Genomic DNA, 14382 nt, shown 5'->3' with positions numbered 1-14382 from the left:
CCCGGCCCTAATGCAGGACGCGGTCGCGGGTTGTGATCGGGCCGGACATTGTTTTCAGCGCCAGTCCAAACTCTTCGGACAGCGCGGCCAGCGCGGGGGCGAAATCAGGGCGCACGATCAGGGTGGCCAGCATCATCGCATCCTCGCGCCCGCCATCGGCGGCGGCACCGATCATTTGGGCGAAGAAATTCTCATCGGCCCCCAGACAATTGCACCCCAACGAATGGCGCATGAGCGGCCTGCGCCCGTGCTGGGCGCAGAGACTGCAGATCCGTTCAAGTGTCTCCAGTGCGCGTGAGCCGGCATCAACCTCACGCATCAGGCGAAGGTCGCTGGGCTCTTCGTCACGATCATTGCTTCCGCATAACCTGAGGAACAGCACCGCACCCGCCTCGACAGGGGCAAGATCGTCGACGCGCCCGACGACCTCTCCGCCACGGTGACGACCACTCATTTGGTCAGGATCAGCTTGCCGGCGCGGGTGATGCGCAGGGTATAGAGTTGATCGCCCAGTTCGATATGCGCAAGATTGCCGCCCTTGGTCAGATCCTCGGCCTTGTGTGAGGGCAGCATGCGGACCGGGTAGGCCTGAGTGGGGGTCGGGTTCGGGGCGTTCATGGGGGACTCTCCGTGACGATTGAAGGGGGTGGATCGGATATCGGCACCGAGATTGGTCGAACAGGTCAATTCGGTTTTCATGTCCGACTCCGGCGCTCCAGTAAGGGTCTGAATGTGTCTGGCTGGCTCGGAATCGGCGAGTGTGGCTGACGTCTCACCTTTAATCTGAGTAAATTACTAAGATTTGTCAAGCGATGGTTCCCATGCAGTTTTTATGTCGCGGAACATGGACAGCGCGAATACGGTTGCATCGCGGCACAACCCCTGCCACCCATAAAGCGAAACATGGGAGAGCAGCGATGAAACCGGCGATCGTCTTCGATCTGGATGGCACCCTGATCGACAGCGTGCCCGATCTGGCAGCGGCAGTGAACCTGACGCTGACCGCGCGGGACCTGCCGGAACTCGACCTGCCCACGATCACCGGATTTGTCGGCAATGGCCTGCCCAAGCTGGTCGAGCGGGTGATGACCCATAGCGGAATCGATATGGGTCATCATGGCGAACTGACGCGGATCACGCTGGACAATTACATGCGCGCGCCCACCGCGCGCACGGTGCTCTACGTAGGCGTGCGGGACATGTTGGAGGCTTTCACTACCAGCGGCCATGCGCTGGGTATCTGCACCAACAAGCCCGAAGCCGCGGCGCGTCAGGTGCTGGATGCGCTTGACCTGTCCCGGTTCTTTGCGGTTGTGGTCGGCGGCGACACGCTGGCACAGCGCAAACCCGACCCTGCCCCCTTGCTGCACGTGTTCAAACAATTGGACGCAGGCCCACGTTTCTATGTGGGCGACAGTGAGGTGGATGCGGAAACGGCACGGCGCGCGGCGGTTCCGTTTGCCCTCTTCACCGAAGGCTACCGCAAAAGCCCTGTCTCAGCCCTGCCCCACCATCTGGCCTATGCCAACAGCGGCAACCTGCCTGACCTGATGGAAGACGCATTGTCAGGCATCAGTGCGCGCTGAGCACCCTCGTTTTCGTTCCGGGAAAAAGGCGTTAGCATAACGGTCGCGATTTGGGAGGCAGTCGAAATGACCAAGGCAAAGAACATCCTGTTCATCATGTTCGACCAGCTGCGCTGGGACTACCTGAGCTGTTACGGCCACCCGCATCTGCACACGCCCCATATCGACGGGCTGGCCGGGCGCGGCGTCCGCTTCACCCGCGCCTATATCCAGTCGCCGATCTGCGGCTCGTCGCGGATGTCGACATATACCGGGCGCTATGTGCACAGCCATGGTGCCTCGAATAACGGCATCCCGCTGAAGGTGGGCGAGTTGACTATCGGCGACCACCTGCGCAAGGCGGGGATGCAAAGCTGGCTGGTGGGCAAAACTCATATGAACGCCGATGCCGAGGGGATGGCTCGGCTGGGCTTGACCCCGGACAGTCTGATCGGAGTGCGGGTGGCCGAATGCGGGTTCGACGTGTTCGAGCGCGACGACGGCATGCGACCCGAGGGGCCGGATGGATTCTATGACCCGGACGGCGCCAAGGCCTATAACGACTACCTGCGCGGCAAGGGTTATGACAGCGACAATCCGTGGCACGATTTCGCGAATTCGGCGCTGGATGCGGATGGCAATGTCCTGTCTGGCTGGTTTCTGAAAAACTCGGCCCACCCGGCCAACATAGACGAGGCCGACAGCGAAACGCCCTATCTGACGACGCGGGGCATGGACTTCATGCAGACCCATGACCGCCCCTGGTGCTGCCACCTGTCCTATATCAAGCCGCATTGGCCCTATATCGTGCCCGAGCCCTATGCGTCGATGTATGGGCCTGAACACATCCTGCCGATCAACCGCTCAGAAGCCGAACGGCAGCAGGCGCATCCGGTGCTCAAGGCCTTCATGGACACCACGGTCGGTCAGGCGTTTTCCAAGGACCATGTGCGCGAGGCGGTGGTCCCCGCCTATATGGGCCTGATCAAGCAGGCCGACGACCAGATCGGCCGCCTGCTGCGATGGATGGAAGAAACAGGGCGGATGCAGGATACGATGATTGTGCTCACCTCGGATCACGGCGACTTTCTGGGCGACCACTGGCTGGGTGAAAAGACGTTCTTTCAGGACGCCTCGACCAAAGTGCCGCTGATCGTCTACGACCCCGCCCCCGAGGCAGATGCCACGCGGGGCACGACCTGCGATGCATTGGTCGAAAGCATCGATCTTGCCCCAACTTTTTTGGATATTGCGGGCGGAGAGATCGCCGATCACATCCTCGAAGGCGAAAGCCTGCTGCCGATCCTGCGCGGACAGCGCAACGATACGTTCCGCGGGCATGCGATCTGCGAATACGACTATTCCACCTCGCCGATCGCCGCGCAGCTTGGCGTTGATACACGCGACGCAGTGATGTTCATGATCGCCAACAAAAAGTGGAAGCTGATCCATTGCGAAGGCGGCTTCCGGCCCCTGCTATTTGATCTTGATAACGATCCGCAGGAGCTGGTGGACCTGGGTGAAAGCACCGCGCATGGGGAGGTGATCGACGATCTCTATGACCATCTTTTTGCCTGGGCGCGCCGTCTGTCGCAACGCACCACACGGTCCCTGCGCCAGTTGGAAGAGATGCGCGTGAAGTCGCGCAAGCGTGGCATCGTGCTGGGGGTCTATGACGAAAAAGACGCGCCGCCGGAGCTGACGGTGAAATACCGGGGCCGCAAGGCGCAAGACTGGCAAAACCGGTAACACACCGACGCGGGGCGCACATCGACACTCCAAACAAAAAAACCACCCGTCGTTGCGGGTGGCTGCGTTGAATACGATGCTGGCTTGATTCAGGTCCGGCTGGCTGGCGGGGCTTGCTGTCTGGCTACCTTTGAAAGGTCGCTGGATTGCTGGCTGCGGGCGAGCGCCTGAGTCTGGCTTTCTCTGTACTGTGAATTTAACTAGGTGCCACAAGGGTGAATGTAAAGAGGAAAAATCATTAATAATCATATAGTTGACTAGTTTTATCAAGTACTACTCTTTAACAAATCCCGTCGCTCACATAGTCGCTGAAGAACCGGCTCTTTTTAGCGTGGTGACCGGATTTGGCGCATTGCTGCCATGTCTTTGCCATCTGGGCCCACTATATCGGGCGCATGTCGGAACTCAGCGAACTCAGACCTAAAAGCAAGTCGGTCAAGCGTCGGATGCGCCGGGAAAGGCGCGCCGCCGCGACGCGGGCCAAGGCGTTCTCACCGACGCGAATCGCGACCCTGCTTGCCAGCCTGCCGCTGCTGATGTTCAGCACCGTGCTCGGCGTCTATATCCGCACCAGCCCCTATCCGGCCGAACAAGCCCTGCAACATCTGGTGGCAATGGCGGGCTGCGAGGCTGCGGCAAAGGTCGGCGTGTTCGAGGTGCGCGAGGGAATGCCCGGCTATCACCTGCGCAATGATCCCGACGGGAACGGCGTCGCCTGCGAGGCACGGACCATTGCCGCCATCCCGGTGCAGTCGGTCGAGACCGTGCAGGCCTCGCGAGACACCTCCCCAAGTGCGGACAGCACCGACAGGCGGCAGCTCGGCAATTCCAAATTCATTCGACCCTGAGCACTACAGTGTCAGAAGCGGTTCAAAGTGATGCATGTTTTCGAACCGGCAGAACTCCACCGGACCGATCTCGATCCGCCGCAGATCGCCGCCATGGTCGGCAAAGATCTGGCCCGAAAGCGCAGTGACCTCCTCCTCGGCCTGGGGATCGAGCCATTGAACCTGGTAAGCCAGCGTAATGTGAAACCCATAGCTGTCGTGATTGGCTCTGCGCAGTTGCAGCCGCTCTGCAAGCGTATCGCGGCACTGGCGCAACTGCCGCTCCTGCCCGGCGTCGGCACCGCTTACCGGGCAGTTATAGCCGCCGACCACCCCATTGACGCCGATCTCGAAGCGCTGCGGCAGGCAGAAGCCCTGCAGCCGCGCGCGCCAGTCCGCCTCAACCTGGGTTATGGGCGCGTCCGATGGCAGGTCGGCGGGCCAGTTTGCACCGTCGCGGCGATAGTCGATCACGCCATCGAAGATGGTCATGTGAAAGCTCTCGGGCGGCAGGAAGGCAAAGGCATGGGCATGCGGCCCCGCCCGCAACGCATCGGCGATCCGGCACAAAGCAGCATGCGCACCAGAGCCCCTGTCGATATGGCAAAGCGTGGTCAGGCCCGGCGTGGCCCGCACCCGGCCCGCATCGTCGAACTTGTCGATGCTCCACGCCGGGCGCGGCCCGGATGCGTCAGTCGGGGAAAGCTTGGTTGGGCTCATCGGGATATCCTGTCCGAGGTGTCATGCAACATTACGTAAAGGATATTCCCGGCCCGTGACACAGCCATCAGCGGTTTACTTGCCTCGGCTGTGCTTCGAGACAATAGTGCATCGGAGACGGTAATGCAGGCACGCAGGAGCAAAACCATGGCCCAGACATCGGACGTGATCGTGGTTGGCGGCGGGCTTGCCGGTCTCGTTGCCGCGACCGAGGCCGCCGAAGCCGGGTGCCGCGTCCTCGTGTTGGACCAAGAGAGCGAGGCCAATCTCGGCGGTCAGGCGTTCTGGAGCCTTGGTGGGCTGTTCATGGTCGACACCCCCGAACAGCGGCGGCTGGGCATCAGGGACAGTTTCGATCTGGCCTGGCAGGATTGGCAGGGCACCGCCGGGTTCGACCGGGACGAGGATCACTGGCCGCAGCAATGGGCGCGCGCTTATGTCGAATTTGCCGCCAGCGAGAAACGCGACTGGCTGCGCGCCATGGGGCACCGGATTTTCCCGATCGTCGGCTGGGCCGAACGCGGTGGTGTCGATGCCTCGTCGCAGGGCAATTCGGTGCCCCGTTTTCACATCACCTGGGGCACCGGACCGGGTACGGTCGAGGTGTTCGAGACCCGCACCCGTGCGATGGAAAAGGACGGAAAAATCACGTTCGGGTTCCGCCATCAGGTGGATCAACTGATCATCGAGAACGGGGCCTGTGTGGGCGTGTCGGGTTCGGTGCTCGCCCCCGATGACAAACCACGCGGACAGGAGAGCAACCGCGATGTGATCGGTGATTTCGAACTGCGCGCCTCCGCCGTGATCGTCTGTTCCGGCGGCATCGGCGGTAATCTGGATCTGGTGCGTCAAAGCTGGCCGAAACGGCTGGGCACCCCGCCCGCGCATATGATCAAGGGCGTGCCGGCCCATGTGGACGGGCGCATGATCGGCATCTCGGAAGAGGCCGGGGCCAACACGATCAACAAGGACCGCATGTGGCATTACGTCGAAGGTGTACGCAACTGGGACCCGATCTGGCCCGATCACGCGATCCGTATTCTGCCCGGACCGTCCTCGATGTGGTTCGACGCCACCGGCAAGCGTATGGTCGAGCCGAACTACCCCGGCTATGACAGCCTTGGCGCGCTCGAAGCGATCACAAAGACCGGGCATGACTATACCTGGTTCATCCTGACCCAAAGCATCATCAAGAAAGAGTTCGCGCTGTCAGGCTCAGAGCAAAACCCCGACCTGACGGGCCGCGACTGGAAACAGGTGCTGGGCCGCGCGTTTGGCCCGAAAGCCACCGGCCCGGTCGAGGCGTTCAAGGAACATGGCGCGGATTTCGTGGTAGCGGACACGCTGTCGGAACTGGTCGCCAAGATGAACGGTGTGGCTGGCAACGACCTTCTGAAACTGGACGACATCCAGCGCCAGATCGAAGATCGCGACCGGCAAATGGACAACAAATTCTCCAAGGATCAGCAGATCATGGGGATCCGCACCTTCCGCAACTATATCGGTGACAGGCTGATCCGCACCGCCAAACCCCACAAGATCCTCGACCCCTCCAAAGGGCCGCTGATCGGGGTCAAGCTGCACCTGCTCACCCGCAAGACGCTGGGCGGGCTGGAAACCGATCTGGGCGGGCGCTGTTTCCGACAGGCAGAGGGGCGCGGGGCCGAGATACTGCCGGGGCTGTACGCGGCGGGCGAGGTTTCGGGCTTTGGCGGCGGCGGCTATCACGGCTATCGCAGCCTTGAGGGTACATTCCTGGGCGGCTGTATCTTCTCGGGCCGCCAGGCAGGACGCGCCGCCGCGTCTGACATTGGTTAGCAGGACGAGCTCTCTGGACCGCGCCCTACAGTCAACGCGCAAGCTTGCCGCGTTCCTGCAAGCCGCAACCGAGTGTTCGCACACACACATCCTCTGTGCCTTGGGTTGGCTGGATTTTGGCTTTTACGTCACAGCAACGCTCCTATGTTAGGAACCGGACCATTACGGAGTGACCCATGCCCGATCTTTCCTCTTTCCCGATTACTCGCAAATGGCCGCCCCAGAACCCCGACATTCTACAACTCTATTCATTTCCTACGCCAAACGGCGTCAAGGCCTCGATCATGCTGGAAGAGATCGGGCTGCCCTATGAGGCCCACAAGGTCACGTTGGCCGATGCGGATGTCAAAAGCCCCGAGTTCCTGTCGCTGAACCCGAACAACAAGATCCCCGCCATCATCGACCCGAACGGCCCGGATGGTGCACCACTGCAACTGTTCGAAAGCGGCGCGATCCTGCTGTATCTGGGTGAGAAAACCGGCAAGCTGATCGGCCGGACTGCGAGTGAAAAGGCGCATATCACCCAGTGGCTGATGTTCCAGATGGGCGGCATCGGGCCGATGTTCGGGCAGCTTGGCTATTTCCACAAATTCGCGGGCGCCGAGATCGAGGACCCGCGCCCGCGCAACCGCTACATCTCTGAGGCCATGCGGCTGCTTTCGGTGGTGGACGGCCAACTGACCGATCGCGACTGGATCGCGGGTGCGTATTCCATCGCCGATATCGCTATCGCGCCCTGGCTGCGGGGACTGGAATTCTATGGCGCGCAGGAAGTTGTCGGCTGGCATGCCAACAAGAATGTGGTGGCTTATCTCGATCGCTTCCTCGCACGCCCTGCGGTGCAGAAGGGGCTGGTCACGCCGCCGCGCGACTGATTTCGGCATTCATTCGGTCGGCGATCTTTTCGGCGATCATGATGGTGGGCGCGTTGGTATTGCCACCAATCAGGCGCGGCATCACCGAGGCGTCGACCACCCGCAGCCCGTCACAGCCATGCAGCCGCGCGTGGCTGTCCACCACGGCCATGTGGTCACGGCCCATCTTGCAAGTCCCCACCGGGTGATAGATCGTGTCGGCGCGGGCGCGGATATCGGCTTCGATCGCGGCGTCCGACCCGTCGTGAGGGTAGAGCCGCTTGCCTCGCCACGGGTCGAGCGGCGGCGCGGTCAGCAGCGCCTCCAACCGCTTGGCGCCGGTCATCAGCAGGTCAAGATCGCGTCGGTCGCTGAGGAACCCCGGATCGATGCGCGGAGCCGCCATGGGATCGGTCGACAGCAGGCCCACATGGCCCCGGCTTTCCGGGCGCAGCACGCAGACATGGCAGGAAAACCCATGATGCAGGTGGATCTTGCGCAGGTGGTCATCAACGATGCCCGCGACAAAGTGCAATTGCAGGTCCGGACGCGCGACGCCGGGGTCGGATTTGAAGAACGCGCCTCCCTCGGCGATCGGCGAGGCGAACAGGCCGCCGCCATCCTTGCGCCAGCGCAGCCCGGCACGGGCGAGATCGTAGAGGCCACGCGGATTCAGCCCCAGCACATCGCGACGGTTCGAGCGATAGCCGATGATGTAATCCAGGTGATCCTGCAGGTTCCGGCCCACTCCGGGACTTTCCACAACCGGCTCGATCCGATGCGCGGCCAGCTCGTCGCGCGGCCCGACCCCCGACAGCAGCAGCAGCTGCGGTGAGCCGAAAGACCCGGCGGACAAGATGACCTCGCGCTTGGCCTCGGCCACGCAGACCTGACCGCGCCGCGCGTATTCCACGCCGGTTGCACGGGTGCCGTCAAAGCGGATGCGGTGGGCCGTGGCCCGGGTGATCACCGTCAGGTTCGCGCGGTTCAAAACGGGATGCAGATAGGCCGCCGCCGCCGAGCAGCGCTCGCCACGCTTTGGCCCGTCATGGAATTGCGTGACCTGATAGAGCCCCGCGCCTTCCTGCTCTTCTCCGTTGAAATCCTGGGTTTCGCGGATCTGGACCTGCGCCGCTGCCTCTACGAAGGCGCGGGTAATCGGGCGCGGCTCGGACTGGTTGGCGACCTGCAACGGGCCATCTCCACCATGCAGCCCGTCATTTCCGCGCTGGTTGTGCTCGGATTTCTGGAAATAGGGCAGCACGCCTTGCCAGTCCCAACCGTCACACCCCAGATCGGCCCATTCGTCATAATCGCCGGGATCGCCCCGCACATATAGCATCGCGTTGATCGCCGAAGACCCGCCCAGCGTGCGCCCGCGGGGCTGGTAGCCACGCCGCCCGTTGAGTTCGGGCTGCGGCTCGGTCTGAAAAGCCCAGTTGTTGATCTTGGGTCGCCCCGAGATCATCGTGGCCGCCATGGCAGGCGCGCGGATTATCAGATCCTTGCCGTCACCTCCCGCTTCCAGCAGGCAGACTGACACGGTGGGGTCCTCGCTCAGCCGCGCGGCCATCACACAACCCGCCGAGCCGCCGCCCACGATCACGTAATCGTATGCCATGCGCCAGTCCTCCTTGCGGCGAGGCTAGCAACATGATCCCGCCCCTGACACCGGCTGGCTCAGGTGACGTCGCGGCATCTAGTCTGGCAGTTTGCCGGTCAGCACATAGCGCAGGATTTCAACCACTTGCGCGGGTTCTTCGGTGACGGCCAGAGCGGCGGCATGGATCTCTTTCAGCGGATGCTGATGCTCGGGCTGGCTGAGAATGATGAGCGACTTGCCAAGCGCCGCAGCATAGCCCGCATCAAAGGCTGCGTTCCACTGCTTGTATTTCTCACCAAAGCGCACCACGACCACATCCGCCCCCGCGATACCCTTGCGGGTGCGTATGGCATTGACCATCGCACCCTTGTGATCGTGCCAGTATTTGTTTGGCTCCTCACCCAGGATCGCCACCCCGCAATCATCCGAAGCGGCGTGATCGGTCACCGGGCTTTCGAAATGCACATCCAACCCATAGGCCCCTTCGATGATCTGTTCGCGCCAATCGGTGTGAATCTCACCCGAAAGATAGACGATCATGCTCATGGCTTCCTCCTTTGTTCGTTGTGCCGGCCAGTGGCAGCACACTCATTGCTTAGATGCGCAATCCGCTTGATAGCTTTTTGGAATACGCGCCAGGTGACCATAAGAGGAACGCCGAATTGGGCAAGCTCCCAATTCGGTCCAAACACGCCCAGGTCTTTGGCAATCAGCTTATGCAGAGCAGAAAGGCCAGATTTCGGAAAGATCAGGTAGACGACGCCGTGATTTGGAAATGGGGTAACAAGAAAAGTGTCGGCGCAGCGGTTCCGATCAGCAAAGTGTCAGAAGCTGTGCTGGCTACGGCTCCCATACATAATGCCGAGACACTGCTCGCCAGCTCAAAGGGCACTCCTTTGACCTATGACGGTTTTGCCAGCGTATGTCAGCGGTTTCGCAGGAAGCTAGAGTAGGTCGGCAAGATTGCCCCAGGTCTAACCCCCAAGGGGCTGCGCCACACAATGGCGACTTGGCTCAGAGAGGCAGGGCAAGACGATCTCGAGGTCTCCGATCTACTTGCAAAGGCTTCGAAGGACTAGGGTCTTCACTACTCAAGGAATGCTGCACTGGCTCGCAAGACCAGAAAGGCGATGCAGGTCAAGGGGTGTTTTAACCGACAATGCTAGGTCGGTAACGCAAAAGGCAGCTAAGAAGTATTCAAAGCGATCACCATCGCCTGGCACCATTCTTACAGCTCAAAAACACTATGTCCGTGATGCTAAATTGGTCGCTTCATGGCTCTTATCTATGTCCTGTCAGCCCATACAAAATCTGAGTTGCCGTTGATCAGATCATTTCGGATCCGGTATCTGCTTGGCGTTGGTTTGCGCCCAGTCGTGCATCGCCTGCAGTAGCGGGATTAGGCTTTGGCCCAATGGTGTCAGGCTATATTCTACATGGGGAGGAATGGTCTTGAAGTCTTTTCGGCTGACAAAGCCTGCCTCTTGCAACTCACTCAGTTGGCGGGTCAGAGTGCGGTGCGTTATGTTCCCGAGATGCCTTTGAAGCTGATTGAAACGGCAAGTTTCCTGCGCGAGCCAATATATCACCAACAGTTTCCACCGCCCTGATATGGCCGAGATCAGGGGTTCTATGATGCAGTGTTCTTCCGGCTTGCTGGGTGTCATTGCAGTATCCTAAGTGACCGTACTTGTCGTTGGGAACATACAAAACTAACTACGGGTTCATACACAAAGACGCAATGGAGGTCCCGGTGTCCAAGAAGAAAATCGTTATCATTGGCGGCGGGTACGTCGGTTTCGAAGTTGCCAAGGAATTGGATGCGCACGCCGATGTCACGCTGATCGAGCAACGTAAGGCCTTTTTGCAGCCGCCCGCAGCCATCCGGGCGCTCTTGGAACCATCTCTATTGGATCAGATCATCTTGCCATATGATCGCCTGTTGACGGATGGCCAAGTCGTCAGAGGGCGTGCCGTTTCGGTTTCGCAATCCGAAGTCACTTTGGGGGATGGGACTGTCTATCCTGCCGATTTCATCGTTCTCGCCACCGGTTCATCTTATGCGGCCCCATTCAAACCCTCGGGCCAAAGCATTGATGATTTTCGTCAAGCCAGCAAAGAGGTAAGTACCCAATTGGCGAAAGCGAATTCTGTTGTGATTGTCGGCGCTGGAGCCGTTGGTACAGAACTCGCCGGGGAAATTGCCTCGGCACAACCAGACAAGAAAGTCACTCTGGTATCGTCGGATGACACTCTGTTTCCAATGTATCCGGCAAAGCTTGGTGCGCAGCTAAAACGCAAGCTGGAACGCTTGGGCGTTTCGGTTGTACTTGGGCAAAGAGCGCAAGATCTACAGCGGGTAGATATGCCTTATGAAGGGTCGGTGACTTTGACCGATGGCAGAGTTGTCGCCGCTGATCTTGTCTTCCCGGTGATCGGATCCAAACCCCAAGCGTCATTGGTGCAAACCCTGCCGGGCACGAACTTGAGCCCTTCAGGCCGGGTCAGGACCGACAAGTGGATGCGCCCCTCGGACTATCCGAATGTGTTCGTCGCCGGGGACATTGCCGATGTTGGCGATGGCATGACAATTGTCGCAATCTCCAGGCAAAATCCATGGCTTATCAAAACACTGAAACAGGTTTTGGGGGGCGCATCTGTTGAAGATCAAAAGCCCTACACGCCATGGAAAAAAGCGCCGATTCTAGTACCACTTGGTCCATCTGTGGGTAACAGCTGGTTGTTCGCGACTGTAGGCGATTGGATCACGCGCAAGATGAAGGGGAAGGAACTTTTCATTCCCAAGTACCGTAAGGCATTTGGCCTTTCTGAGAGCCAGAAACCTTCCGTTATGCAAATACTCTAATCAGGCCCAAAGGTGCTGATCCCGGACAGTTGCAAATGATACTCGACTGATATTGGGTCTAGTTTCGTAGCGCCCAGTTGCGGCACGGTCCACGTTGTGTCGGCATGGGCAGACAAAGAAACGAGTGTTCCCACTAGTAAAAAAATCTTCGTCAAAATGCGCTGAAGGACCACCATAACGAACCTGTCGTAACAAATATATGGTTATGGTAGCGCGGTCGCTTAACTGGGAAAAGTAAATTGAAATGACTGAAGACGCTTCAACCGGGCGCTTTCCGAGTGTCATAGGTGTCGGATGGAGCAAATACCTTTGAAGGGGCTGGCGCAATCTGCTCTGACTACGCAGGTGTGAACCGAATGATCTTTGCCGTTTGCTCGTCAGATTTTGGACTCGGAGGGGGTGCTTCGACCGGTTTTTCAAGCTCCGCAGGTTTGACCTTCGCCCCGTCCTGAACTTTCTCCCATTTCTTGTCCAAAAGCTTCACGACAGATGGGGATTGGCGGATCGAAACCAAAGCCTCCTCCGGGTCCGAGAGACCTTTATTATTTTTAGACTCATCTGCGCCTCGCCGCGCCGGCTCGCTCCAACTATATTTTCAAGGACAAGCCGAGTCAGTTCTTCTGACTTCGTTCTCCTTTCGTTTCAGGCGGCGTTGAACCAGGCTCCAATGGGACCATCACGCAAGGATTAAAACACAGTAAATGACGACCGCACTTGCGCGTACCTTAGTGCGTTTGATGCAAGAGGTGCCCATTTGCCGACTGGACACCAGACCAACCACAGTCTTTGTGAACTTCGAGGCGGCAATCGAATGCACAGGAAAATTGCAACCCGTTGCAACGGACAAGCAACCTTCAATTGCCACGTACCACGAGACAGATCACCGTCGAATGGCTATTCCAGAGATTGTCCCAAGGGTGACCTTCGGTTCACCCTTGGGCGGATCGGCGTCCGTAATGGTTCGGCAGATCAATTTAGCTTGAACCGACGCGACATCTGTAACCTTAGAGTACCGACCAAAGAGAAGACGGTCGATCTATCCGCAATTGTGAACAATCAGGCCGTTGGCAGCGAAACGATGGATTCCCTCGACCTTGCAGTCATAAACCGGTTCGACCCCGTCTTCAGATACACTCTCCACTTTTGCGGTGAAACGATCCTGGTAGAGGGTGCGCTTGCGGCCCGTGAGAACTGCGTCCAACTTTTCGATATGCTCCGGATGGTAGAAGCCAACAACGACCCGATACGCTTCGATCTGACCTTTGGAGATTGCCAGTTCATGCTGTGCTTTGCAGGCGTAGAACTTCGAGCCGCCTTTACCGTCAGGCAACTCCCGTTTGCCCGCTTTACGGCGGTTCTCGTAAATCGTGCTGGCAATCCCAAAACGGAGAAGCATTCGCTGCACCTGCTTCAGCCGAGACAGGGACGTCTGACTGAGACGGACGGACACCCCCTTCTCGGTGTTCCCTTGGACGCATCCGTCCGCGTCGAAGAGGCCGCGCAAAAAACCGCGCAGGAAATCAGGGTGTTGTTTTTCAAGGAAAGGGGTACCTTCCTTGGTTTTCGGCAAAACATGATGCTTCGCAAGCTCGGATAGTTCCGAGGAGGCGACAGTCCAGTTGCGCAGCAACTTTTGCTGTTTGTGACCGGTGAAGTCGGATCTCGGGCTAAGATGGGTCTTGATGATATCGACAGCGCGGTCCGCCATGGCTTGACCGTGATCACCCCAGAACCGGACAAGACCGGTGTACTTATTCGGGTTATAGCAACCATCCCCCACCATCTCCCCGAGCAACCACCCGAGATCGAAGCGTTTGGTTTCAGGCAATGTGTCTTGAACCGACACATGGTTCAAAACGACAAGATCACCCTTGACCAAATCCTTCACCTCTCTCCACTCTGTCGCGACATTATAGCCACCGCCGAATTTCTGCTTGCGACCGGTCTCGACCAATACCCGGTGATCCGCCGTCGCCCGAACTTCGTAACCGCGAGCGGTCTTCAGCCTGAACAGTGGTTTGACGCCTGTTTGAAAGAAACCCTTCGGCGCATCATGAGCGACCCCATTGATCATCGCCTTGAACGGCTTGCCCATCAGTTCGGAAACAACGCGTGGCCCAACATCAGTCTCAATCCAAGTATCTGCAGGAATGCAGGGATTGACGATGAAATGGTAATCCATCCCCATGAAGGCGTCGTACAGCGCAGACAGCAACTGCTTGGTGGTTTTCCCCGGCTGGTACTTGATTGACCCGAACCACTCCCCGGATTTGAACACTTCGCTGTCCAGTCCGGTCATGTCGGCGGACAATGGGACAACAGATTGCTACCCTTTGCCATACGCCAGCAAATGGATAGCCATCAATTTCACTTCGTGAAA

General features: G+C 59.0%; 13 protein-coding genes. 6 read left to right on the top strand and 7 right to left on the bottom strand.

Annotated features, from left to right (window positions below):
• Positions 1-7: 7 nt before the first annotated feature.
• On the bottom strand, positions 8-454 hold the full coding sequence (locus AB1E33_RS27660; RefSeq protein ID WP_372580445.1) for a hypothetical protein: 447 nt from the start codon (positions 452-454) through the stop codon (positions 8-10).
• Positions 451-618, bottom strand: coding sequence for a hemin uptake protein HemP (gene hemP, locus AB1E33_RS27655; protein ID WP_372580464.1), 168 nt, complete (start codon positions 616-618; stop codon positions 451-453). The genes AB1E33_RS27660 and hemP overlap by 4 nt, the downstream gene beginning before the upstream one ends.
• A 299-nt stretch (positions 619-917) precedes the next feature.
• Here hemP and gph point away from each other — a divergent pair, with 299 nt between their 5' ends.
• From gph to AB1E33_RS27640, 3 genes are all read left to right on the top strand, one after another.
• Entirely contained in the window at positions 918-1586 is a 669-nt protein-coding gene (gene gph, locus AB1E33_RS27650; protein ID WP_372580444.1) for a phosphoglycolate phosphatase, read from the top strand.
• A 66-nt stretch (positions 1587-1652) separates the two neighbouring features.
• Positions 1653-3314, top strand: a complete 1662-nt coding sequence (locus AB1E33_RS27645; RefSeq protein ID WP_372580443.1) for a sulfatase-like hydrolase/transferase — start codon at positions 1653-1655, stop codon at positions 3312-3314.
• A 344-nt stretch (positions 3315-3658) separates the two neighbouring features.
• Entirely contained in the window at positions 3659-4162 is a 504-nt protein-coding gene (locus tag AB1E33_RS27640; protein WP_372580442.1) for an excalibur calcium-binding domain-containing protein, read from the top strand.
• A gap of 3 nt (positions 4163-4165) precedes the next feature.
• Here AB1E33_RS27640 and AB1E33_RS27635 read toward each other — a convergent pair whose 3' ends face one another.
• The gene (locus tag AB1E33_RS27635; protein ID WP_372580441.1) at positions 4166-4861 is read right to left on the bottom strand and encodes a DUF1868 domain-containing protein; all 696 of its coding nucleotides are present in this window, start codon (positions 4859-4861) and stop codon (positions 4166-4168) included.
• Between the two features lie 147 nt (positions 4862-5008).
• On the opposite strand from AB1E33_RS27635, the gene AB1E33_RS27630 reads away from it, so the two are divergent.
• Together AB1E33_RS27630 and AB1E33_RS27625 are read left to right on the top strand one after the other, a co-directional pair.
• Positions 5009-6679, top strand: a complete 1671-nt coding sequence (locus AB1E33_RS27630; RefSeq protein WP_372580440.1) for an FAD-binding dehydrogenase — start codon at positions 5009-5011, stop codon at positions 6677-6679.
• Positions 6680-6855: 176 nt separating this feature from the next.
• A complete protein-coding gene (locus AB1E33_RS27625) occupies positions 6856-7554 on the top strand; it encodes a glutathione S-transferase family protein (RefSeq protein ID WP_372580439.1) in 699 nt (232 codons plus the stop codon).
• Here AB1E33_RS27625 and AB1E33_RS27620 read toward each other — a convergent pair.
• The 3 genes from AB1E33_RS27620 to AB1E33_RS27610 all read right to left on the bottom strand — a co-directional run bounded on the left by AB1E33_RS27620 (position 7535) and on the right by AB1E33_RS27610 (position 10803).
• Positions 7535-9154, bottom strand: coding sequence for a GMC family oxidoreductase (locus AB1E33_RS27620; protein WP_372580438.1), 1620 nt, complete (start codon positions 9152-9154; stop codon positions 7535-7537). The two genes, AB1E33_RS27625 and AB1E33_RS27620, sit on opposite strands and share 20 nt — an antisense overlap.
• Positions 9155-9232: 78 nt before the next feature.
• Positions 9233-9682 (bottom strand): YtoQ family protein, encoded by a 450-nt coding sequence (locus tag AB1E33_RS27615; protein ID WP_372580437.1) that lies wholly within the window; start codon positions 9680-9682, stop codon positions 9233-9235.
• Positions 9683-10467: 785 nt separating this feature from the next.
• Positions 10468-10803 carry a winged helix-turn-helix transcriptional regulator gene (locus AB1E33_RS27610; protein WP_372580436.1) on the bottom strand — a complete coding sequence of 112 codons (336 nt, stop codon included), beginning with the start codon at positions 10801-10803 and terminating at the stop codon, positions 10468-10470.
• Between the two features lie 74 nt (positions 10804-10877).
• Between AB1E33_RS27610 and AB1E33_RS27605 the strand changes: the two genes are divergently transcribed.
• Entirely contained in the window at positions 10878-12002 is a 1125-nt protein-coding gene (locus AB1E33_RS27605) for an NAD(P)/FAD-dependent oxidoreductase (RefSeq protein ID WP_372580435.1), read from the top strand.
• Between the two features lie 1036 nt (positions 12003-13038).
• Here the strand turns inward: AB1E33_RS27605 and AB1E33_RS27600 are convergent.
• Positions 13039-14301 carry an LAGLIDADG family homing endonuclease gene (locus AB1E33_RS27600; RefSeq protein ID WP_372580434.1) on the bottom strand — a complete coding sequence of 421 codons (1263 nt, stop codon included), beginning with the start codon at positions 14299-14301 and terminating at the stop codon, positions 13039-13041.
• Between the last annotated feature and the right edge of the window lie 81 nt (positions 14302-14382).

Origin of the sequence: Ruegeria hyattellae (assembly GCF_041537925.1) — a bacterium.
Taxonomy (GTDB): Bacteria; Pseudomonadota; Alphaproteobacteria; order Rhodobacterales; family Rhodobacteraceae; genus Ruegeria_C.
The sequence above is the reverse complement of the archived record's forward strand: the minus strand, read 5'-3'. Positions and strand labels throughout refer to the sequence as shown.

Coding starts and splice junctions, on each gene's coding strand:
- AB1E33_RS27625 (WP_372580439.1), top strand. CDS start 6,856: ATGCCCGATCTTTCCTCTTTCCCGATTACTCGCAAATGGCCGCCCCAG.
- AB1E33_RS27645 (WP_372580443.1), top strand. CDS start 1,653: ATGACCAAGGCAAAGAACATCCTGTTCATCATGTTCGACCAGCTGCGC.
- AB1E33_RS27600 (WP_372580434.1), bottom strand. CDS start 14,301: ATGACCGGACTGGACAGCGAAGTGTTCAAATCCGGGGAGTGGTTCGGG.
- AB1E33_RS27620 (WP_372580438.1), bottom strand. CDS start 9,154: ATGGCATACGATTACGTGATCGTGGGCGGCGGCTCGGCGGGTTGTGTG.
- gph (WP_372580444.1), top strand. CDS start 918: ATGAAACCGGCGATCGTCTTCGATCTGGATGGCACCCTGATCGACAGC.
- AB1E33_RS27610 (WP_372580436.1), bottom strand. CDS start 10,803: ATGACACCCAGCAAGCCGGAAGAACACTGCATCATAGAACCCCTGATC.
- AB1E33_RS27630 (WP_372580440.1), top strand. CDS start 5,009: ATGGCCCAGACATCGGACGTGATCGTGGTTGGCGGCGGGCTTGCCGGT.
- AB1E33_RS27635 (WP_372580441.1), bottom strand. CDS start 4,861: ATGAGCCCAACCAAGCTTTCCCCGACTGACGCATCCGGGCCGCGCCCG.
- AB1E33_RS27605 (WP_372580435.1), top strand. CDS start 10,878: ATGGAGGTCCCGGTGTCCAAGAAGAAAATCGTTATCATTGGCGGCGGG.
- AB1E33_RS27615 (WP_372580437.1), bottom strand. CDS start 9,682: ATGAGCATGATCGTCTATCTTTCGGGTGAGATTCACACCGATTGGCGC.
- hemP (WP_372580464.1), bottom strand. CDS start 618: ATGAACGCCCCGAACCCGACCCCCACTCAGGCCTACCCGGTCCGCATG.
- AB1E33_RS27660 (WP_372580445.1), bottom strand. CDS start 454: ATGAGTGGTCGTCACCGTGGCGGAGAGGTCGTCGGGCGCGTCGACGAT.